The sequence below is a fragment of the Cellulomonas fimi ATCC 484 genome (assembly GCF_000212695.1).
In the GTDB taxonomy this organism is placed as follows: Bacteria; Actinomycetota; Actinomycetes; order Actinomycetales; family Cellulomonadaceae; genus Cellulomonas; species Cellulomonas fimi.
Genome location: NC_015514.1, coordinates 1,452,562 through 1,474,751, shown reverse-complemented (window position 1 = coordinate 1,474,751; position 22,190 = coordinate 1,452,562). Strand labels below are relative to the sequence as shown.

Annotated in this window: 16 protein-coding genes; 6 read left to right on the top strand and 10 right to left on the bottom strand. The window is 73.7% G+C overall.

Going from position 1 to position 22,190, the window contains the following annotated elements:
• From CELF_RS06770 to CELF_RS06755, 4 genes are all read right to left on the bottom strand, one after another.
• Positions 1–939: a carbohydrate ABC transporter permease gene (locus tag CELF_RS06770; RefSeq protein WP_013770510.1), complete on the bottom strand. Its 939-nt coding sequence runs from the start codon at positions 937–939 to the stop codon at positions 1–3.
• Positions 936–1,877, bottom strand: a complete 942-nt coding sequence (locus CELF_RS06765) for a carbohydrate ABC transporter permease (protein ID WP_013770509.1) — start codon at positions 1,875–1,877, stop codon at positions 936–938. Before CELF_RS06765 ends, CELF_RS06770 begins: the two co-directional genes overlap by 4 nt.
• A gap of 110 nt (positions 1,878–1,987) precedes the next feature.
• A complete protein-coding gene (locus CELF_RS06760; protein WP_041553948.1) occupies positions 1,988–3,310 on the bottom strand; it encodes an extracellular solute-binding protein in 1,323 nt (440 codons plus the stop codon).
• A 92-nt stretch (positions 3,311–3,402) separates the two neighbouring features.
• A complete protein-coding gene (locus tag CELF_RS06755; RefSeq protein WP_013770507.1) occupies positions 3,403–4,581 on the bottom strand; it encodes an ROK family transcriptional regulator in 1,179 nt (392 codons plus the stop codon).
• Positions 4,582–4,812: 231 nt separating this feature from the next.
• Here CELF_RS06755 and CELF_RS06750 point away from each other — a divergent pair, with 231 nt between their 5' ends.
• Entirely contained in the window at positions 4,813–5,868 is a 1,056-nt protein-coding gene (locus CELF_RS06750; RefSeq protein WP_013770506.1) for an LLM class flavin-dependent oxidoreductase, read from the top strand.
• A gap of 35 nt (positions 5,869–5,903) precedes the next feature.
• On the opposite strand, the gene CELF_RS06745 is transcribed toward CELF_RS06750, so the two are convergent.
• The 3 genes from CELF_RS06745 to CELF_RS20370 form a co-directional block, all read right to left on the bottom strand.
• On the bottom strand, positions 5,904–6,227 hold the full coding sequence (locus CELF_RS06745) for a hypothetical protein (RefSeq protein WP_013770505.1): 324 nt from the start codon (positions 6,225–6,227) through the stop codon (positions 5,904–5,906).
• Positions 6,228–6,303: 76 nt separating this feature from the next.
• Positions 6,304–6,855: an OmpA family protein gene (locus CELF_RS20375; RefSeq protein WP_013770504.1), complete on the bottom strand. Its 552-nt coding sequence runs from the start codon at positions 6,853–6,855 to the stop codon at positions 6,304–6,306.
• On the bottom strand, positions 6,852–7,412 hold the full coding sequence (locus CELF_RS20370; protein ID WP_013770503.1) for a hypothetical protein: 561 nt from the start codon (positions 7,410–7,412) through the stop codon (positions 6,852–6,854). The genes CELF_RS20375 and CELF_RS20370 overlap by 4 nt, the downstream gene beginning before the upstream one ends.
• A 193-nt stretch (positions 7,413–7,605) precedes the next feature.
• Here CELF_RS20370 and pgi point away from each other — a divergent pair, with 193 nt between their 5' ends.
• Both pgi and CELF_RS06725 read left to right on the top strand, forming a co-directional pair.
• Positions 7,606–9,276: a glucose-6-phosphate isomerase gene (gene pgi, locus CELF_RS06730; protein ID WP_013770502.1), complete on the top strand. Its 1,671-nt coding sequence runs from the start codon at positions 7,606–7,608 to the stop codon at positions 9,274–9,276.
• A gap of 211 nt (positions 9,277–9,487) precedes the next feature.
• Complete coding sequence (locus CELF_RS06725) at positions 9,488–10,807, top strand: pectate lyase (RefSeq protein ID WP_013770501.1); 1,320 nt, start codon at positions 9,488–9,490, stop codon at positions 10,805–10,807.
• A 109-nt stretch (positions 10,808–10,916) separates the two neighbouring features.
• On the opposite strand, the gene CELF_RS06720 is transcribed toward CELF_RS06725, so the two are convergent.
• The 3 genes from CELF_RS06720 to CELF_RS06710 all read right to left on the bottom strand — a co-directional run bounded on the left by CELF_RS06720 (position 10,917) and on the right by CELF_RS06710 (position 16,061).
• Positions 10,917–12,173 carry an amidohydrolase gene (locus CELF_RS06720; protein ID WP_013770500.1) on the bottom strand — a complete coding sequence of 419 codons (1,257 nt, stop codon included), beginning with the start codon at positions 12,171–12,173 and terminating at the stop codon, positions 10,917–10,919.
• An 82-nt stretch (positions 12,174–12,255) separates the two neighbouring features.
• Complete coding sequence (locus CELF_RS06715; RefSeq protein WP_013770499.1) at positions 12,256–14,922, bottom strand: multicopper oxidase domain-containing protein; 2,667 nt, start codon at positions 14,920–14,922, stop codon at positions 12,256–12,258.
• The gene (locus tag CELF_RS06710) at positions 14,919–16,061 is read right to left on the bottom strand and encodes a hypothetical protein (protein ID WP_013770498.1); all 1,143 of its coding nucleotides are present in this window, start codon (positions 16,059–16,061) and stop codon (positions 14,919–14,921) included. Before CELF_RS06710 ends, CELF_RS06715 begins: the two co-directional genes overlap by 4 nt.
• A 122-nt stretch (positions 16,062–16,183) precedes the next feature.
• Here CELF_RS06710 and CELF_RS06705 point away from each other — a divergent pair, with 122 nt between their 5' ends.
• From CELF_RS06705 to CELF_RS06695, 3 genes are all read left to right on the top strand, one after another.
• A complete protein-coding gene (locus tag CELF_RS06705; protein WP_013770497.1) occupies positions 16,184–16,918 on the top strand; it encodes a helix-turn-helix transcriptional regulator in 735 nt (244 codons plus the stop codon).
• 135 nt (positions 16,919–17,053) lie between these two features.
• Complete coding sequence (locus CELF_RS06700) at positions 17,054–18,364, top strand: MFS transporter (protein WP_013770496.1); 1,311 nt, start codon at positions 17,054–17,056, stop codon at positions 18,362–18,364.
• A 52-nt stretch (positions 18,365–18,416) separates the two neighbouring features.
• Positions 18,417–22,178, top strand: a complete 3,762-nt coding sequence (locus CELF_RS06695; RefSeq protein WP_013770495.1) for a nitrate reductase subunit alpha — start codon at positions 18,417–18,419, stop codon at positions 22,176–22,178.
• Positions 22,179–22,190 lie beyond the last annotated feature (12 nt).

Genomic DNA, 22,190 nt, shown 5'->3' with positions numbered 1-22,190 from the left:
TCAGCCCTTCACCGCGCCCGCCACCAGGCCGGACGTCATCTTCCCCTGCACGAACAGGAAGAACACGATCACGGGGATCGCGATCACCGCCGCACCCGCCATGACGACACCCCAGTCCGTCGCCCGGTTGGCCTCGACGAGGCCCTGCAGCCACAGCGGCAGGGTGCGCTGCGCGGGGTCGGTCATCACGACGAGGGCGAGGGTGTACTCGTTCCACGCCTGCAGGAACCCGTAGACGCCGGACGCGACGAGGCCGGGGGCCAGCAGGGGGAACGTGATGCGGAGGAACGCCCCGGTGCGCGAGAGGCCGTCGACCATCGCGGCCTCCTCGAGCTCGATCGGGACGCCCGCGACGAAGCCGCGCAGCATCCAGATGGTGAACGGCAGGATCGCCGCGGTGTAGACGAGCGCGAGCCCGGACACCTTGTTGACGAGGTCCCAGCCGTCGAGCATCTGGTACTGCGAGATGAACAACCCCTCCGCGGGGATCATCTGCACGACCAGGATCGTGAGGATGAACGACTTGCGGCCGCGGAACCGGAAGCGGCTGACCGCGAGCGCCGCGAGGAACGCGAACACGAGCGCGGCGAGCAGCACGAGGACGACGACGGCGAGCGACACCCGCATCGCGGCCCAGAACGTCGGGTCCTGCACGACGCCCCGGAAGTTCGACAGCGTGCCGCCGAGCGGCAGGAACGTCGGTTCGGGCGCCTGGAGCTTGTTGAGCGGCAGGAACGCGCTGTTGATCATCCAGTAGATGGGGAACACCCAGGCGACGGCGACGAGCACGGCGACGAGGCCGAGCAGCCGGCGTGCGAGGGGCGACGCGGTGCGGCCCGACTCGCCCGACGTCCTGCGGCGCGCGGGGCGGGCGGGGGTGGCGGCGACCTCGGGGACGCCGTGCGGCGCCGGGGCGGGGGGCGTGGCGAGCGCGCTCACAGCTCGTCCTCCTTGAGCATCTGCCGGATGTAGAACCCGGTCAGGGCGAGCGTGAGGACGAGCATGATCGTGGCCAGCGCTCCGGCCTTCGAGAACTCGTCCGAGTACGAGTAGATGAGGGTGCCGAGCAGGTTCGTCTCGCGGGTGGGCGCGCCGGCGCGCTGCAGCACGTAGATCTGCGTGAACACCTTGAGGTCCCAGATGACCTGCAGCAGCAGGACGATCGACAGGACCGGTCGCATCATCGGGATCGTGATGCCCCAGAACCGCTGCCAGCCGGACGCGCCGTCGAGCTGGGCGGCCTCCATCGTCTCCTCGGGGACCTGCAGCAGGCCCGCGTACACGGAGAACACGACGAACGGCACCGACATCCACACGACGATGACCGTCGCGACGAGGTAGAACGACAGCGGCTCGATGATCCACGAGTGGCCGGCCATCGACTCGATGCCCAGCACCTGCGACAGCACCCAGTTGATGACGCCGTACTGGGTGTCGAACAGCCACTGCCACACCGTCATCGACGCCAGGACGGGCGTGCCCCAGGCGAGCAGGAGCGAGACCTGCAGGGTCGTGCGGGCGACCCGGCCGACGCGGCTCATGAGGACCGCGAGCGCGACGCCGACGACCATCGTGAGGGCCGCGTTGACGAGGCAGAACAGGACCGACCGGCCGATGACCGTCCACACGTAGGGGTCGGACAGCAGGTCGGTGTAGTTCGCGAGGCCGACCCACTCGGCCGGCTGGCCGAACTGCTGGCGCAGGCCGTACTCCTGGAAGGAGATGACGAACTGCCGGACCAGGGGGTAGCCCAGCGCGACGCCGATGACGACGGCGGCGGGGACGAGCAGGCCGTAGGCGCCGTACGGGGGGCGCCGGCGGCGGGTCGCGAGCGGCGCGGGGCCGGTCGCGTCGACCGCGGGGGCGGTGGCTGCCATGCGTGGAGCTCCTTCGGTGCAGCGGCCGGGGCTGCGGGGTCGCAGCACCCGGCCGCGCCGGACCAGGACCGGCCGGGTGCTGCGCGTGCGAGCGCCCGGCCGGCCGGTGATCAGTTGAGCGTGTCCGTCAGGAGCTGGTCCGCCTCGGCGGCGGCCTCCGTGACGTCGGCGCCCGTGGCGATCTGCTGGAAGAAGTCCTCCAGGATGCGGTCGCCCTCGACGTCCGCCCACCTCTCGGCGGCCGGCGTGAGCTTCGCGTTGAGCGCGGCCGAGATCGCGGCCTGGGCGTACACGTCGTCGCCCATCGAGTCGGCGTACTCGGTGTTGCCCGGGATCAGGCCGTTCTCGCCGAGCATCTGCTGGAACTCGGGCGAGTAGATGATCCGGACGAGGTTCTTCGCGAGCTCCTGGTTCTTCGACTTCGCGGCGACGGCGATGTTCGAGCCGCCCGCGAAGGCCGTGGCGAACTCGCCCTCGGTCGTGCCAGGCATCGCGAAGACGCCGGTGTGCTCCTCGTTGCAGGCCTGCTGCTCGGCGCGCAGCGCCTTGGCCTCCTCGGACGTGTCGTCCGGGTCGACGCCCTTGTTGCACTGCGGCAGGTCGATGCTCCAGCGCGCCCACGTCGGGGCGGAGAACATCGCGGCCTGACCGGCGTTGAACGGGACCCACGGCTCGTTCGAGTCGGCGTCGGCCGGCGCGTTGGTCGCGTTCGCGAACAGGTCGGCGACCTGCTCGAGGCCCTCGATGGACTTCGGCTCGGACAGCGCGCCCTTCCACTCCTCGCCGTCCTGCACCGCGAAGTCACCGCCCGCGGTGTAGAGCCAGGTCGCGCCGTTGTACCAGTCCTGCCCCGGGAACCAGAAGCCCGAGACGGTGTCCGACTGGAGCTTCTTGGCGGCCTCGCCGAACTCGTCGATGGTCGTGGGCACCTCGACGCCGGCGGCGGCGAGCATGTCCTTGTTGTAGAACACCGCACGGGCGCCCGAGTAGTACGGCAGCGCGTAGTTCTTGCCGTCGGCGACGCCCGCGTCGACGAAGCCCTGCAGCAGCTTGGCGCCGCCGACCTCCTCGTACAGGTCGCTGATGTCGGAGAACGCGCCCGCGTAGGTGAACGTCGCCGACTGGGTGTTGCCGATCTCCACGACGTCGGGCGTCTGGTCCTCGGACGCGAGCGCGGTCTGCAGGCGCGGGACGAGGCCGTTCCAGTCCTGCTCCTCGATGACGAGCTTCGAGCCGGGGTTCTCCTTCTCGAAGGTCGTGACCAGGTACTCGCGCAGGGCGTCGCCCGTGTCGGTGCCGTTGAGCCAGAGCTTGATCGTCGCGGGGGCAGGGGTGCCCGCGTCGGTCGCGTCGTCCGAGCCGGTGTCGTCGCCGCTGCTGCACGCCGTGAGCGTGAGCGCGGCGGCCACGCCGACGGCCGCGAAACGTAGCATCTTCACGTTGGGGTTCCTCCCGTGAGCGAGGCGAGCGCCGTACGGCGGCCGCCGGGGTGGTGTTCCGACTGCAAGGGGTCGGCTCGGGGTCGTCACGTGACCCCGAGCTGACCTGACAGGACGAGGACCGTCGCGCCGGCGAGGGTCCCGTCCTCGTCGAGGGAGCCCATCCGCAGAGCCAGCCCGTCGCCGATGACGGGCATGGTCCGGGCGCGGAGGGTGGCGAGCGCCGACTCGCGCAGCGGGCCGTCCAGCAGCTCCGAGGGGCCGGAGAGCAGGACCTCCGCGAGGTCGAGCGCACTGACGACGGGTGCCAGGGCGATGCCCAGCAGCCGTCCGACCGACGCCAGCTCGGCGTCGGAGTCCTGGGGGTCGAGGTCCGCCGTGCGCCGGCGCAGGGCCGGGACCGACAGGACCGTCTCGAGGCAGCCTTCACGGCCGCACGCGCAGGGCGCGGGCCGCTCGCCGGGGCCGTCGCCGTCGAGCACGGTGACGTGGCCGATCTCGCCTGCTGCGTGGTGGCGGCCGAGGACGAGCGCGCCGTCGACGACGATGCCCGCGCCGACGCCCTGGCCGACCGTGACGACGATGGTGCCCTTGCCGCTCGCGTCGCCGTACGTGAACTCGGCGAGCGCGCGGGTGTTCGCGTCGTTCGCGACGTGCACCGGGACGCCGAGCGACGCCGTGAGCCGCGCGGCGAGCGGGACGTCGTACCAGCCGCGGTTCGGGGCCTGCACGACGAGGCCGTTCGGGTCGATGACGCCGGGCGAGGCGATGCCGACGCCGATGACGGGCTGCTCGGCGGCCGCCAGCAGGTCGCGGCACAGGGCGTCGAGCAGCGCGACGGCGGGCTCCCCCGTCCGGCCGTCGAGCGGGACCGAGCGGCGGGCGACGACCGCACCCTCGAGGGTCATGACGGCCCCGTGCAGGCGCAGGTCGTCGGTGAGGTCGACGGCGACGACCTGGTAGGCCTCGGTGCGCATCCCGACGAGCGTGGCGGGCTTGCCGACCTTGCCCTCGGCGCGCACCCCGAGCTCCTCGACGAGGCCCTCCCCCATGAGCTCGGCCACGAGCCCGGAGACGGTCACGCGGGTGAGCCCGGTGCTGCGGGCGAGGTCGGCGCGGGAGGACGGGCCGGCGTGGAAGAGGTGCGCGAGCACCATCGAGCGGTTGTGCGCGCGGCCGTGCTCGGGCAGCGCCTTGGCGGTGGGCCGCAGGGCGCGCCCCACGGTGCGGCCGGAGCCGCTCGTGGGCTGCGTGGTCGTCGTCACGTTTGTTAGTAGAACTTCCTTACTAATCCGCGTCAAGGGTCCGGATGTGACCGTGACCACATCGTGACCGAGCGTTCACACGGCCGACCCACGGCATGCGCGCGCGTGACGCCGCCGACATCTGCGCAGGTCGGCCGGCCGCGGACCACCTCCGCGCCGTCCTCCACGCGCGGGCCGCGCGGCCCGGCACCGGCGCGGAACACCCTCCCCCGGACGGGCGTTGCACGGGCCATGGAGCTCGGCCTCTACACCTTCGGCGACGTCCACCCCGACCCGGCGACCGGCGCGACGGTCTCCCCCGCGCAGCGGCTGCGCGAGGTCCTCGAGCGCATCCGGCTCGCCGAGGACGTGGGCCTCGACTACGTCGGCATCGGCGAGCACCACCGCCCCGACTACGCGATCTCCTCCCCCGCGACCGTCATCGCGGCCGCGCTCGCGCAGACGCAGCGGATCACCGTCGGCTCCGCCGTGACCGTGCTGTCCACCGAGGACCCCGTCCGGGTGCACCAGCAGTTCTCGACGATGGACCTGTACTCCGGCGGCCGCGTCGAGCTGCTCGCCGGGCGCGGCTCGTTCATCGAGTCCTACCCGTTGTTCGGCGCGTCGCTCGACGACTACGACGCGCTGTTCGACGAGAAGATCGCCCTCCTCCTGCGGCTCGACGAGGCCGAGCGGACCACGTGGTCCGGCCGCTTCCGCCCGCCGCTCGACGACGCGCTCGTGCTGCCGCGCCCGCTCGACAAGCCCGGGATCGGCCCGCACCTGCGGATCGCGATCGCGACGGGCGGCAACCCGCGCTCGTCCGCGCGCGCCGGCGCCCTCGGCCTGCCCGTGAGCTACGCGATCATCGGCGGGCAGCCCGCGTCCTTCGCCCCGCTCGTCGACCTCTACCGCGAGTCGTACGCGGCCTCGACCCGCCCCGGCCGGCCGGCCGAGCCGTTCGTGTCGGTCGCCGGCATCGGCTTCGTCGCCGACGACCCGCGCGCCGCGCGCCACTTCTTCTACCCGTACTGGCACGAGTCGATGCGCCGGATCGCGTCCGAGCGCGGCTTCGCGCAGCCCAACCGGATCGCGTTCGAGTCCCAGGCCGCGCGCGGTGGCGCCTACCTGGTCGGCCACCCCGAGGAGGTCGCCGAGCGGGTCGTCGCGCTGCACGGCGTCCTGCAGCACGACCGGCAGGCGTTCCAGATGGACGTGTCCGGCGTGCCGCACGCCGAGTCGATGCGCGCGATCGAGCTGCTCGGCACGCGCGTCGCACCGCTCGTGCGGGACGCGCTGGGCGACTGACGCACACCCCAGGTGGGCGCCTGGCCAGGGGCGGGTCAGGCCCCGGCGGCGCGCCCGCTCGTGCCGCGGTCGACCAGGACCCACGTGACCGCGGCGAGCACGGCGGCGACCAGCACGACCGCCGGCCACGCGCCGAGGTGCGGCGCGAGCACGTGCGACACGGCGAAGCACGCCGCCGCGACCGCGAGCACCGCGGTCGTGCGGGCCGCTCCCGCCGACGGCCACGCGCGCACCGCGCACCACGCGCCGCCCGCGACCAGCACCGCGCCCCCGAGCGCCCGGACGTCGGTCGCCTGCGCGACGGCGAAGCCGACGACGAGGGTCAGGGCGGCGATCAGCGCGGTGGGGATCCGGTGCACCGGGTCACCCTACGGCGACCCCGCCACCGACCGGCGTCGGTCCTGGACCGCGTCCGGGACCCGGGCTCCCGCAGCGTCAGCCCGCCCACCGGAGCTCGACGCGGCGGTTGCGGGCCATCGCCGCGAGATCCGGGGCGCCCGCGACGTACTCGTCCGCGACCGGCTCGGTGGAGCCCGCACCCCCCACGGCCAGCACGAGGTCGGGCCGCGTCGAGCGCAGCACCGCGGCCACGGCCTCGGCGCGTGCGCTCGACAGCGGCAGGTTGACCGCGTCGCCGCCGCGCGAGTCCGTGTGACCCACGACCGCGACCTGGGCACCCGCCGGCACCTGCTCGACGAGCGCGGCGAGCGCCGCGGCGGCCGCGGGGTCGAGGTCGTGGCTCGCGTACGCGAAGAGCACGTCCGAGCCGACCGTGAGGGTCGTCGTGCCGCCGTCGGTCTCGGGCGGCGCCACGGACTCGACCGACCCCTGCGTCGTGTAGGCGTCCACCGAGCCGTCCGTGGCGTAGGAGTCGACCGAGCGCTCGATCGCGTCGGGCGTCGGGACGGGTGCGTCGTCACGGTCGACGTAGGCCGGGACCGCGAGCGGCAGCGCCACGGCGAGGGCGGCGAGCAGCGGGACGGTCACGACGTCACCGGGACGCCGGGGATCTCCACACCCCACTCGTCGATCGTGACCGCGACCTCGTCGACGTCGTCCTCGGGCGCCGCGTAGACGAACCAGGAGTGCAGCGGCTCGCCGTCCGGGGCGGTCGTGTCGTCGTTCGTCAGCCAGTCCTGCGAGCCCTCGCCCTCGACCACCGAGTAGCGCTTGAGGTTCTGCCGGTCCAGCAGCACCGGGTGCAGGAAGAAGAAGTTGTTGATCTCCGAGAGGGTCGCGTCGCCGTCGGGCGTCGTGAGGTGCGCGGTGAAGTCCACCCGCAGCGTCATCGTGGTGCCGTTGTCGTCGAGCGTCAGGGAGCGCACGTCGACGTCGACCGTGCCGCGCTCGTCGGGCAGCGTGGCCACGGCGGACGCGACGGGCGCCGCGTCCGCCTCGTCCGCCGCCGGGGCCGGGGTCGTGCTCGACGTGGGCGCGGGCGCGGGGTCGGCGGTGCAGGCGGCGAGCAGCGCGGCGCAGGCCGTCGCCGCCAGCGCGAGCGCGAGCGTCCGTCGGCGCGGGGAGGTCGCAAGGGTGCGGAGCATCCGACGATGATGCCCGAGTCATCCGTTTTGTCGCGAATCCGGTGGCGCCGCCGACCCGGAGGACGCCCGACGCTACGGGGTCCGGCGGCGCCCCACCTCCGACGGACGTCCCGTGCGGGCCCGTGACGCGGCGCACTAGGTTGGAGCGGCCAGCGCGGTCGCGCACCCATCACCCGCTCCGAGAGGGAGACCCGTGTCCTCGCACCCCATCGACGCCACCAGCACGAGCGCGTGGCAGGACCTGTCCGCGCACGAGGCGACGCTGCACGCCGACCTGCGCGGCTGGTTCGCGGCCGACCCGGCCCGCGCCGAGCGCCTGTCGTTCACGCTCGCCGACCTGCACGTCGACCTGTCGAAGAACCTCGTCACCGACGAGACGCTCGCGCTGCTCGTCCGGCTCGCCGACGAGGTCGGCCTCGCGGACCGCCTCCAGGCGCAGCTGCGCGGCGACCACATCAACGTCACCGAGGACCGCGCCGTCCTGCACACCGCGCTGCGCCGCCCCGCGGGCACCGAGCCCCGACTCGTCGTCGACGGCCAGGACGTGGACGCCGACGTGCAGGCCGAGCTCACCAAGATGTACGCGTTCGCGGACCGCGTGCGCTCGGGCGCGTGGACCGGGGTGACGGGCGAGCGCGTGCGCACGGTCGTCAACATCGGCATCGGCGGCTCCGACCTAGGCCCGGTCATGGCGTACGAGGCGCTCAAGCCGTACGTGCAGGACGGGCTCGAGGTGCGGTTCGTGTCGAACATCGACCCGACCGACCTCGCGGAGAAGGTCAAGGGCCTCGACCCGCGCACCACGCTGTTCGTCGTCGCGTCCAAGACGTTCGGCACGCTCGAGACGCTGACGAACGCGCGCCTCGCCCGCGACTGGCTGTGGCGCGAGCTCGGCACCGAGGACTCCGACGAGGCGCGCAACGCGGCCGTCGCGCAGCACTTCGTCGCGGTGTCCACGGCGCTCGACAAGGTCGCGGCGTTCGGCATCGACCCGGCGAACGCGTTCGGCTTCTGGGACTGGGTCGGCGGCCGCTACTCGGTCGACTCGGTCATCGGCACGTCGCTCGCGATCGCGATCGGCCCCGACGCCTTCCGCGACTTCCTCGCCGGCTTCCACGCGGTCGACGAGCACGTCGCGACGACGCCGTTCGCGCAGAACGTGCCCGTCCTCATGGGCCTGCTCAACGTCTGGTACGTCAACTTCCTCGGCGCGCACACGCACGCCGTCCTGCCCTACGCGCAGTACCTGCACCGGTTCGCGGCCTACCTGCAGCAGCTGACCATGGAGTCGAACGGCAAGTCGGTCCGCTGGGACGGCACGCCCGTGACGACGCAGACGGGCGAGGTGTTCTGGGGCGAGCCCGGCACCAACGGCCAGCACGCGTTCTACCAGCTCATCCACCAGGGCACGCGCCTGATCCCGGCGGACTTCATCGCGGTCGCGAACCCCGCGCACCCGCTCAAGGACGGCGAGACCGACGTGCACGGCCTGTTCCTCGCGAACTACTTCGCGCAGACCAAGGCCCTCGCGTTCGGCAAGACGGCCGACGAGGTCCGCGCCGAGGGCACCGCGGAGGAGATCGTCCCGGCGCGCGTCTTCTCGGGGAACCGGCCGACGACGTCGATCCTCGCGCCGTCGCTCACGCCGTCGGTGCTGGGCCAGCTCATCGCGCTGTACGAGCACATCACGTTCGTGCAGGGCGTGGTCTGGGGCATCGACTCGTTCGACCAGTGGGGCGTCGAGCTGGGCAAGAAGCTCGCGATGGAGATCGCGCCCGCCGTCGAGGGTGACACCGCCGCCCTCGACTCGCAGGACCCGTCGACGAAGGCGCTCATCGCGAAGTACCTGGAGCTGCGCGGCTGACCTCCGCACCGCCCGGCAGGGGCGCCTCCCGGACCTCCGGGCGGCGCCCCTTCGCGCGTCCGGGCGGGTGCGCGGCACGGCCCGTGACGCAGTCGCCAGGTATCGAAAGTCTGGACCGGTAGAGCCATGAGAAACGTCTCATACGGGGGTCGGTGGGCGATTTGCGGTGGTTGGGTGTCCCAGCAATCGCTTTCCTACCCGGAGGTCGTTCATGACATCCCGCCCGACCACGCGCCGCGCCCGGCAGGTCGTCGCACTCGCCGTCACCGGTGTGCTCGCCGCCGCGACCGCGATCGCGGTCGCCCCCGCCGCGTCCGCGGCCACGCCCGACGGTGGCGCGTCCTACGTCCTCGTCAGCCGCAAGAGCGGCAAGGTCGTCGACGTCAAGGGCGCCTCGACGTCCGACGGCGCCGCGGCCGTGACGGCCACGCGCACGGACGCCGCGTCCCAGCAGTGGAGCTTCGTGAGCGTCGGCAGCGGCTGGTACGAGCTGCACAACCGCGCCTCGGGCAAGGTCCTCGGCGTGGCGTCGGCCAGCACGTCCGACGGTGCCGCCCTCGTCCAGCAGACGGACCAGAGCAGCACGGCGCAGCAGTTCTCGATCGCCGCGCAGAGCGACTACGTGCGCCTGGTCAACCGCGGCTCCGGCAAGGCCGTCTCGATCGCCGGCGCGTCGACGTCGGCGGGTGCGGCGGTCGTCCAGCTCACCGACGGCAAGTCGTACCACCAGCAGTGGGAGCTCGTGAAGGTCGGCGCCACCGGCACGCCCGCACCCACGACGTCGTCCACGCCCAGGCCGACGACCAGCGCGACGCCGAAGCCCACGACGCAGCCCACGTCGACCCCCGGCTCCTTCCCCGCCTGGCCGACGGCCAAGGGCGAGAAGAAGGTGTCGAGCACCATCACGGTGACGGGCACGCTCGACGGCGGCATGGTCCGCCACTACGGCATCTCGGCCGGCGGTCAGAGCGAGTCGCAGCCGCCGATGTTCAAGCTCGAGAACGGGGCCGTGCTGAAGAACGTCATCCTCGGGACCGGCGCGGGTGACGGCGTGCACTGCACCGGCACCTGCACGCTCGAGAACGTCTGGTGGGAAGACGTCGAGGAGGACGCGGCGACGTTCAAGGGCACGGCCTCGTCGCAGGTCATGACCGTCAACGGCGGCGGCGCCCGGTCGGCGTCCGACAAGGTCTTCCAGCACAACGGCCCGGGCACGTTCGTCATCACGAACTTCCAGGTCTCGAGCTTCGGCAAGCTCTACCGCTCGTGCGGCAACTGCTCCAAGCAGTACGCCCGCACCGTCGTCGTCGACAACGTCCAGGTCACCGCACCCGGCAAGTCCCTCGTCGGGATCAACCCGAACCTCGGCGACAAGGCGACGATCACCGACGTGACGATCATCGGCGACTCCTCGAAGAAGATCTCCATCTGCGACGCGTACAAGGGCGTCACGTCCGGCGAGCCGTCGAAGACCGGTTCCGGGCCGTCCGCGGCCTGCGGGTACTCGACCTCGTCGATCACCTACAAGTGACGGTCGTCGGGCGGGACCGGGTCACCCCTCCCGCCCGACGACGCACCACCGACGGCACCGCCCCACGCTCCCGGGGCGGTGCCGTCGCCCGTGCGGCGGGCGGGGCGAGTCAGCGGGTGAAGCGCTCCGCGCGCTCGACCACGCGGCCCCGGTGCGCCTCGGTGTCCCACGTGTAGACGGTGCGGCCGGCGACGAGCACGTGCTCGGCGCGCGCGTGCACGTCGAGCGGGTCGCCCGACCACACGACGACGTCGCCGTCGCGCCCCACCTCCAGCGCGCCGATCCGCTCGTCCAGCCCGTAGAACGCAGCCGGGTTCGTCGTGAGCGCCTCGAGCGCCGTCTGGCGCGGCAGGCCCTCCTTGACGGCGAGCGTCGCCTGGTGCACGAGGAAGTTGATCGGCACGACCGGGTGGTCGGTCGTGATCGCGACGCGCACGCCCGCGGCCGCGATCGCCGCGAGGTTCGCGACGGCCCGGTCCCGCAGCTCGACCTTCGAGCGGCTCGTGAGCATCGGGCCGAAGATCACCGGCACGTCGCGCTCCGCGAGCACGTCCGCGATCTTGTGCGCCTCGGTGCCGTGGTTGACGACGAGGCGGTAGCCGAACTCGTCGGCCAGCCGCAGCGCGGTGGCGATGTCGTCGTGCCGGTGCGTGTGCTGGTCCCACAGCAGCTCGCCGTCGAGCACGCGGGCGAGGGTCTCCAGGGCGAGGTCCGTCGCGAACGGCTCGCCCTTGGTCGCCGCGGCCGCGCGTGCCGCGGCGTAGTGCCGGGCCTTCGTGAACGCCTCGCGGATCACCAGCGCCGTGCCGAGACGCGTCGACGGGAGCTGCTTGCGCTCGCCGTACACGCGCTTCGGGTTCTCGCCCAGCGCCGACTTCACGCTCACCGACGCCGAGATCACCTGCTCGTCGACCGTCCGCCCGCCCCACGTCTTCATCGCGACCGACTGCCCGCCGACCGGGTTGCCCGACCCCGGCTTGACGACGACCGCCGTGACCCCGCCCGCGAGCGCGTCACGGAAGCCCTCGTCCTCGATGTTCACGGCGTCGACCGCGCGGACGCCCGCCGTGTTGGGCGTGACCATCTCGTTGGTGTCGTTGCCCGCGGACCCCTCGCCCTCCTCGTGCAGACCCACGTGCGCGTGCCCGTCGACGAACCCCGGCAGCACCCAGCGACCCGTCGCGTCGACGACGCGCGCGCCCGCCGGGACCTCGACCTCCGGGCCGCCCACGGCGGCGATGCGCCCGTCGACCACGAGCACCGTGCCGTCCTCGATCGGCGGGGCGCTCACGGGGACGACGTACCCGCCGCGGATCGCGACGGTCCGGTCGAGGGCAGGCGAGGACGAGGGAGTGGGAGAGGTCATGCGTCCACCGTACGTCCGGCGTCCGGGCCACACCCGGGCCGCACCCGGGCCGCACCCGGGCGGCACGGTGTGGGCCGTCGTGTCAGGGGGCCGTCACGACGAGCCGGCCCGACGCGCCCGCCTCGGCGTCGGACATCGCGTGCGAGACGAACGGGTACGTGCCGGGCTGGGGCACCGTGAGCTCGACGAACCCGCCCTCCGCCGGCGCGAGCGCCAGCACCTGTGCGCCGCCGGTGCCGGTCGAGCCACCGTCGCGCAGCACCCAGTCGCCCTCCCGGTACAGGGTGTCGAACTGCGTGCCGACGACGTGGAACGCCGACGGGCGGTTCGGTCCGGCGTCGAGCACCCAGAACCGCACCCGGTCCCCCGCGGTCACCTCCAGCGGACGGTCGCGGTACTGGTGCGCGTAGCCGTTGAGGACGACGAGGTCGGGCGTGCGCGCCGCGATCTTCTCCGGGTCCGCGACACCGCCCTGCGGGCCCAGGTACAGCTCGGACTGCACGAGCACGTACTCGTGGTCGACCGCGGGCAGGCCCGGCGGGTCGACGATGACGGCCCCGGACATGCCGTTCGCGATGTGCAGGCTCATCGGCATCGTCGAGCAGTGGTACATCCAGATGCCGCTGCGCGTCGCGGTGAACGAGAACGTCAGCGACTCCCCCGGCGGGATGGTGCGCATGGTGTCGTCCGGGACCAGCTCGCCCGCGTGGAAGTCGATCGAGTGGCCGATGCTGCCGTCGTTGACGAGCGTGATCTCGAACGTGTCGCCGACCTGGCCGCGCAGGACCGGCCCGGGGGCCGTGCCGTCGAACGTCCACAGCGTCTGCGTCACGCCCGGCGCGACCTCGCGCTCGACCTCCTGCACCGTGAGCGTGCGCCGGTGGGTCCGCCCGGCGGGCAGCGGGGCGGGGGCGGTCGCGTCGCGGGCGACGAACGCGTCGTCGGGGGCGGCCATGAGGTCGAGGTCCGCGGCTGCGGACGTGCCGGCCGTGCCCGCCGCGCCGTGACCCGCACGGCCTCCCTGAGCCGTCTCGGCACCCGGGTCGGCCGGGTCCGCGCCGTCGTCGGCGGTGACCGTCGCCCCGCCGACGGCGACGACGTCGAGCGTCATCCCCATGTACCGGTGCCCGGCCACCGCGCACCACGCCTCGAGGGACCGCCCCACGACGCCGACGTCGAGGGTCGCGGAGTCCCCCGGCGCGAGACGGCCGGTCGTGGCGCCCGTGGCGAGCGTGAGGTCGTGCACCGTCTGCGGGTCGGTGTTGACGAGCTCGATGACGAGCCGGTCGCCCGCGGTCACCTCGATCCGGTCGGGCGAGAAGCGCATGTCGTGCGCCTCGACGCGGACGGTCCGCGTCTCCCCCGTCGCGGCGACGCCGTCCGCGTCGGCGGCGGAGACCAGGCCGATGCCCGCGGCGGGCGGGTCGAGCGCGACCCCGAGGGCGACGACGAGCGCGAGGACCCCGACGCCGACGGCGGCGGCACCGCTGCGGTGCGGGCGCGGGACCTCGACCGCCGGTACCGCGCCGGCGGGGCGCGGGACGGGGACGGGCGGCCCGGCGCGGCGGGCCAGGACCACGGCCCGCAGCGCGAGGACGAGGAACGTCACGAGCGCGCCGAGCACGACGAGCGAGCACACGACCCGGACGGCCGCCGGGACGGGCGCGACGTAGAGGGCGAGCCCGCCGTTGACGAGCACGAGCCGCACGAGCGCGCCGCGGTCGAGCTCGGCGGCCGTGCGGCGCGCGGTGGCGGGACCGCCCCCCAGGACGACGGACAGCAGGTAGGACAGCGACCCGACGAGCACCTGGGCGGCGAACCCCACGGCGAACGGTGCGACGAGCACCCGCACCCGGTCGACGGCGTCGGCCCAGGACGGCGCCGTCGCGACGATCGCCCCGTAGGCGAGCGTGCACGCGACGAGCCAGGCGACGGCCGCCCCGACCGTCCACGCCGCGTACGTGCGCGGGGCGGCGTCTCGCGCCTGGTCGACCATCGACCGCACGAGCACGCCGCACCCGGCGACCACGACGAGGCACCCGACGCCGACGAGCGGGCGCCACCCGGTCGCGGCGCCCGCTCCGACGACGCCCAGGCCCGCGACGAGGACGGGCAGGGCACGCGGCCCGGCGGCCTCGGCACGCTCGTCGATGCGCGCGTGCAGGACGGTGGGCCACAGCACGACGAGCGTGCCGAGCACGGTGATGCCGACCCACCCGAGCAGGTTGAGCGCGACGTGCGCGACGTAGGCGCGCCCGTGCACCTCGTCGGGCAGGTCGCCGCGCGCCATGAGGACCCCGAGCGTGACCCCGACGGGCAGCAGCGCGCTCGCGACGACGTAGTAGCGGACCATGGGCCCGAACCGCGAGGGCAGCGCGCCGCGTCCCTGCCGGACCAGCACGACGACGTGGGTCACGGCGCCCCCGGCGACCAGGGCCCCGCCCGCGACGACGAGCGCCCACACGGAGGACACGAGGCCCGCCACGACGAGCACCGAGCCGACGGTGTGCACGGCGAGGCGCACCGCGTGCCCGCGCCGACCGCCGGGGGCGGGCCGACGCAGCAGCGTGTCGGCGAAGTGCTGGCTCCAGACGAGGATGGCGGTGCTCACCGCGCCGAGCAGGAGCAGGTGCACCATGAGCCACCCGGCGGCGGGCACGGCACGGTGCACGAGCGTCGCGAGGACGGCGGTGACGAGCCACGCGCCGACGAGGGCGTTGGCGCGCAGGTGGAAGGACGCGCGCGTCACGCCGTCACCTCGGCCGCGGCCGCTTCGGCGACGGGTGGTCCGGTCATGGGCGCTGCACCCACGGGCGCAGCGGCGCGCGCCGGCGCACGCACGGCCGTCGCGCGCGCCGCCGCACGTGCGGACAGGACCGCGACGACCGGGAACGCGAGCAGCGCGAGGATGTTGCCGACGCCACCGACCTGCACCACGACCGGCAGGTCACGGGCGTCGCCGAGCCCGACGCGGACGGCGAGCGTGACGTGCAGCGCGACGAGCGGACCCCACATGGCGGCCCGGTAGGGCAGCGGGCGGCGCAGCACGGCCGGCAGGATCACGGGCGCGTGCGCCATGACCATCGAGATGACGAAGCCGAGGAACACCGCGTGCAGGACGGCGTCGTAGCCCGGACCGGCGAGCAGGGGGCCGCGCAGGAGCCACAGCCCGCCGGCGACCGCGAGCCAGCCGTACCCGGCGAGCATCGCGGCGGCCATGAACCGCGGCAGCCCGGTGGCGCGCACCGTGCGACGCGCGACGTCGTACCGCACGAGGAACCCGACGACGACGAGCAGCGTCGCGCCGAGCAGCGGGTAGCCGGCGTCGGGCGCGAGCAGCGCGACGGCGGCCGCGACGGGGAACGCGAGCGCGGCGCCGACGACGCCGCGCTCGGCGACGGGGGGCGGGGCGGCGACGCGCATGAGCTCGAGGCGCTCCCCTGCGACGGTGAGGACGAGGAACCCGACCCACCACGGCACGAGCCGGGGCACGGGCACGTCGCCGAGCCACAGCACGGCGGACCCGACGGCGAGCAGCGCGGCGAGGCCCTGCACGGCGACCGCGGCGGCCGCCTGCCGCCGCCACACGACGGCGTACAGCCCGACGAGCACGAGCGTGCCGCCGAGCTGGGCGAGCCGACCGGCGGCCAGGGGCAGCGGGCTGAGCAGCAGCAGGCCGCCCCCGCCGAGGAGCGCGGGCGACAGGTAGCCGAGCGGGCGTCCGACGGCGACGGCCCGTTCGAGCGCGACGAGCGCGCCGACGAAGCCGAGCACCATGAGCGCGCCGTGCACGTCCGGCAGGCGCTCGGTCGTCACGGGCGCGGGCAGCCCGAGCAGGACCAGCGCGGCGTCGAGCCCGGCGAGCAGCGCGACGGCGACGGGCACCATCAGGACGACTCGTCCACGCAGGTCACGGGTTTTCACGGCTCGACCGTAGATTTGCTCCCCTGGCCTGCGGATGGGACGGAGGTCCCGAGAAGCGCGCGTCACACCGCCTCGATGATCGGCCCATGTCCCGTCGCACCGCCGCAGCGCGCACCCTCGGCTCGGGCAGCCGCGTCGACCTGCTGCACCTGCTGCAGAGCGGCGGTCCGGCGACGGTCGGCGAGCTGGCCGACCGCACCGGCCTGCACGAGAACACGGCACGCGAGCACCTGCAGCGGCTCGTGGTCGACGGGTTCGTGCACCGCGAGCCGGAGGTCCGCACCACGCGGGGACGGCCGCGCATCGTCTACCGCGCGGTCACGTCGCAGGACGTGCGGACCGACCCGGTCGCGGCCCGGCGCCTCGAGGACGCGATCGCCGGCGCGGCGCTGAGCCGCGTGCTGCTGCAGGGCTACGGCCGGCCCGTCGAGTCGGTCCCCGAGACCGCACGGGCCGCGGGCCGTGCGCTGGCCGCGAGCGCCGTGGCCGCCGTCCGCCCGACGGCGCCCGGCGCGGCGTCCGAGCCCCCGCCGCAGCAGCGCCAGCTCGACGCGCTGTGCGCGCACCTCGACCGGCTCGGCTTCGACCCGGACCTGGAGGAGGCGCCGCTGCGGTTCCACCTGTGGCGCTGCCCGTTCCTCGACCTCGCGCGCGAGCGGCCGGACGTCGTCTGCAGCGTGCACCTCGGGCTCGCGCAGGGCGTGCTCGACGCCGTCGGCGGTCCCGTCGAGGCGGCCGAGCTGCGGCCGTTCGTGGAGCCGCACCACTGCGTCCTCGAGCTGCGCGCGCACGACCGCGAGCCGGTCCCCCAGCCCTGCTGACGCCCGTCGACAGGCGTCCGGTTTTCCACGGCACTCGCGCTGGAGACGGCTCCGGCCCGCCCGGGATGCTCGGCGACGAGGAGGCTGACGACGGCCTCCCCCGACGCCGTACCCGGCGCACCCGAGGAGGACCCGATGACCGCCGCACCGACCGCGCTCGCGCCGGACCTCGCGAACTGGAACCCCGAGGACGACTCCACGTGGGACCGCCGCATCGCGTGGCGCACCCTGTGGATCACGACGTACAACCTCACGCTCGCGTTCTGCGTGTGGTACCTCGTGAGCGCCATCGCGCCGCGTCTCAACGTCATCGGCTACGACCTGAGCAAGGAGCAGCTGTACTGGCTCGTGGCGATCCCCGGGCTGGCCGGCGGCCTGTTCCGGATGGCGTACACGTTCCTGCCGCCCATGCTCGGCACCAAGACGCTGGTCGGCGGCACGGCGACGCTCATGCTGCTGCCCATGGCGGGCTGGACCATGGCGGTCCGGGACCCGTCCACGTCCTACACCGTGCTGCTGCTGCTCGCGGTCGCGGCGGGCCTCGGCGGCGGCGCCTTCGCGGGCTTCATGCCGTCGACGAGCTACTTCTTCCCCAAGCGCATGGCGGGCACGGCCCTGGGCCTGCAGGCCGGGCTCGGCAACTTCGGCGTGAGCCTCATCCAGTTCCTCGTGCCGTGGGTCATCGGCTTCGGGCTGCTCGGCACGGCGGCGCTCACGCCGCAGCAGAAGGCCGACGGCGGCTCGATGTGGCTGCACAACGCGGGCCTCGTCCTCGTGCCGTGGGTGCTGCTCGGCATCGGCCTGTCGGCGATGTACCTCAAGCGCGTCCCGGTCACGGCGAACATCCGCCAGCAGCTCGACATCTTCCGCGACCGGCACACGTGGTACATGACGGCCATCTACACCATGACGTTCGGCGCGTTCTCCGGGTTCGCCGCGCAGCTCGGCCTGCTCACGCTCAACCTGTTCGGCGACTTCGAGGGCGCTCCGGACCCGCTGAAGTTCGCGTTCCTCGGCCCGCTCCTGGGCTCGATCACGCGCGCCGCGTGGGGCCCGCTGTGCGACCGGTTCGGCGGTGCCGTGTGGACGCTCGTCTCCGGGATCGGCATGACGGCCAGCACGGTCTTCACGCTGTTCTTCCTGCGTCCCACGGACGTCACGCAGTTCGGCTGCTTCCTGGGCGGGATGCTCGCGATCTTCACGTTCGCCGGCATCGGCAACGCGGGCACGTTCAAGCAGATGCCGATGATCTTCGACCGGCGTCGGGCGGGCGGCGTCATCGGGTTCACGTCGTCGGTCGCGGCGTTCGGGCCGTTCCTCGTCGGCATGGCGCTGTCCGCGTTCTCCCCGACCGCGTTCTTCGTGGGCTGCACGGTCTTCTTCGCGGCCTGCACCGTCCTGACCTGGGTCCAGTACGCCCGGCCGGGCGCCCCGCGCCCGAGCTGAGCCACCCCGCCCCCGCACCCGCGTCACCGCCGCCGCTCCCTCGGAGGTCCTCGTGCCCGCATCCCGCCAGCCCGGCCCCGCCGGGACCGACAACCCGGCCGTCGACACGCTGCTGCGGGTCGGGGCGCGGCTGCGGCCCGGGACGGTGTCGCCCGACCTGCGCAGCCTCTTCCTGGAGGGGGGCCGCAAGGGCGACGCGTTCTACCGGGACCGCTGGTCGCACGACAAGGTGGTGCGCTCGACGCACGGCGTGAACTGCACGGGCTCGTGCTCGTGGCAGGTGTACGTCAAGGACGGCATCATCACGTGGGAGACGCAGCAGACCGACTACCCGACGGTCGGTCCGGACTCCCCCGAGTACGAGCCGCGGGGCTGCCCGCGGGGCGCGTCGTTCTCCTGGTACACGTACTCCCCGACGCGGGTCCGCTACCCGTACGTGCGCGGCGTGCTGCTGCGGGCGTACCGCGAGGCGAAGGCCCGCACAGGCGACCCGGTGGCGGCATGGGCGCAGGTGACGTCCGACCCCGAGACGGCGCGCGCGTACAAGTCGGCGCGCGGCAAGGGCGGGCTGGTCCGGGCGACGTGGGACGAGGCGTCCGAGATCGTCGCCGCCGCGCACGTGCACACCATCAAGGAGTTCGGGCCGGACCGCGTCGCGGGCTTCTCCCCCATCCCGGCGATGTCGATGGTGTCGCACGGGTCGGGCGCGCGGTTCGTCTCGATGCTCGGCGGCACGATGCTGTCGTTCTACGACTGGTACGCCGACCTCCCGGTCGCGTCCCCGCAGGTGTTCGGCGACCAGACGGACGTGCCGGAGTCGGCGGACTGGTGGAACGCGTCGTACCTCGTCATGTGGGGCTCGAACGTCCCCGTGACGCGCACGCCCGACGCCCACTTCCTCGCCGAGGCGCGCTACCGGGGCCAGAAGGTCGTCGCGGTGTCCCCCGACTACGCGGCCAACACCAAGCTCGCCGACGAGTGGCTGGCCCCGCACCCGGGCACGGACGGCGCGCTGGCGTTCGCCATGGGGCACGTGGTGCTGCGCGAGTTCCTCGTCGAGCGGCGCACGGAGCGGTTCGCGGACTACCTGCGCCGGTTCACCGACGCGTCGCACCTGGTCACGCTCAAGCAGCGCGGCGACGCGTGGGTGCCCGACAAGTTCCTCACCGCGGACACGCTGGGGGCCCTCGCCGGGGCGGACGCCGACGCGCGCGACGCGGCGTTCCTGACCGTGGTCCTCGACGCCGACGGCACGCCGCACGTCCCGAACGGGTCGCTCGGCCGGCGGTTCGACCCCGCGCAGGAAGGGCGCTGGAACCTCGACCTGGGCGACGTCGAGCCCGTGCTGTCGATCCGCGACGTCCGCGGCGCGGCGGCGGGCGACGACGCCGTCGCCGTCGACCTGCCCCGCTTCGACCTGGCCCCCGAGAAGGGCGCGGAGCACCAGGGCGGCGCGGGCGTCGTGCGCCGCGGCGTGCCGGTGACGCGGCTCGGCGGGCGGGTCGTGACCACCGTGTTCGACCTGCTGCTCGCGCAGTACGGCGTGGGCCGCGACGGCCTGCCCGGCACGTGGCCGACCGGCTACGACGACGCGTCGTCGCCCGGCACCCCCGCCTGGCAGGAGGAGATCACGTCCGTCCCCGCCGCGGCCGCCGCGCGGATCGGGCGGGAGATCGCGCAGAACGCCGAGGACTCCGGCGGGCGCTCGATGATCCTGATGGGTGCGGGCACCAACCACTGGTTCCACTCCGACACGATCTACCGCACCTTCCTCGCGCTCATGTCCATGACCGGCTGCCAGGGCGTCAACGGGGGCGGCTGGGCGCACTACGTCGGCCAGGAGAAGTGCCGGCCGGTCACGGGCTGGGCGCAGTACGCGTTCGGCCTGGACTGGGTGCGGCCGCCGCGGCAGATGATCGGCACGGCGTTCTGGTACCTCGCGACGGACCAGTGGCGCTACGACGGCCTGCCCGCCGACGCGCTCGCGTCACCGCTGGCCGAGGGCCGGTTCACGGGCCGCACGACGGCGGACTGCCTGGTCGAGAGCGCCCAGCGCGGCTGGATGCCGTCGTACCCGACGTTCGACCGCAACCCGCTCGACCTCGTGGCCGAGGCGCGCGCGAAGGGCGTCGACCCGGCGCAGCACGTCGTCGACGAGCTCGAGGCCGGACGGCTGCGGTACGCGTGCGAGGACCCGGACGACCCCGCGAACTTCCCTCGCGTGCTGACGGTGTGGCGGGCGAACCTGCTCGGCTCGTCGGGCAAGGGCAACGAGTACTTCCTGCGGCACCTGCTCGGCACCGACTCCGCGGTGCGCGCGCCCGAGTCCGAGCCCGACCGCCGCCCGCAGTCGATGACGTGGCGGGACGAGGCGCCCCGCGGCAAGCTCGACCTGCTCGTCACGAGCGACTTCCGGATGACGTCGACGACGCTGTTCAGCGACGTCGTGCTCCCCGCCGCGACCTGGTACGAGAAGCACGACCTGTCGACCACCGACATGCACCCCTACGTGCACTCGTTCAACCCGGCGATCGCGCCGCCGTGGCAGACCCGGACCGACTTCGACGTCTTCCACACGCTGGCCCGCGCGTTCCAGGACCTCGCGGTCGACCACCTGGGCACGCGCGAGGACCTCGTCGCGGTGCCGCTGCTGCACGACACGCCCGACGAGCTCGCGACGCCGCACGGCGCGGTCCCCGAGGCGATGGGGCGCGTGCCCGGCGTGTCGATGCCGAGGCTCGTCGTGGTCGAGCGGGACTACGCGACGCTCGCCGACCGATGGGCCGCGCTCGGCCCGCTCACCGCGAAGGTCGGCATGGTGACCAAGGGCGTCGCGTTCAGCCCCGACGTCGAGGTCGCCGAGCTCGCCCGGGTGAACGGGACCGTCCGTGACGGCGTCGCCGCCGGGCAGCCGCGCCTCGACGACGCCCGGCACGTGTGCGAGGCGATCCTCGCGCTGTCGGGCACGACCAACGGTCGGCTCGCGGTGCAGGGCTTCGAACGCGTGGAGAGGCGCACGGGCACGGAGCTCGCGTCGCTGGCCCGCGACCACGAGGGCAAGCGCATCACCTTCCCCGACGTGCAGGCGCGGCCCGTGCCCGTCGTCACGTCGCCGGAGTGGTCGGGCTCCGAGCACGGCGGGCGGCGGTACTCGGCGTTCACGATCAACGTCGAGCACCTCAAGCCGTGGCACACGCTCACCGGCCGGCAGCACTTCTTCCTCGACCACGACTGGATGAGCGAGCTCGGCGAGAACCTGCCGGTCTACCGGCCGCCGCTCGACCTGCACCGGCTGTTCGGCGACGCCCGCCCGGGGTCGACCGACGCGTCGGGCGCACCCGGCTCGGACGGCCACGCCGAGGTCGCCGTCCGCTACCTGACGCCGCACTCGAAGTGGTCCATCCACTCCGAGTACCAGGACAACCTCCACATGCTCACGCTGTCCCGCGGCGGCCCGACGATCTGGATGTCCCCGCAGGACGCCGCGACCATCGGCGTCACCGACAACGAGTGGGTCGAGGCGTACAACCGCAACGGCGTCGTCGTCGCGCGGGCCGTCGTCTCGCACCGGATGCCCGCCGGGACGGTGTTCATGTACCACGCCAAGGACCGGACGGTCGACGTGCCGCGGTCCGAGACGTCGGGCCTGCGCGGGGGCATCCACAACTCCCTGACGCGCGTGCTGCTCAAGCCGAGCCACCTCGTCGGCGGGTACGCCCAGCTGTCCTTCGCCTTCAACTACCTCGGCCCGACGGGCAACCAGCGCGACGAGGTCACGACCATCCGTCGGCGTTCCCAGGAGGTGACGTACTGATGTCCCCCACCA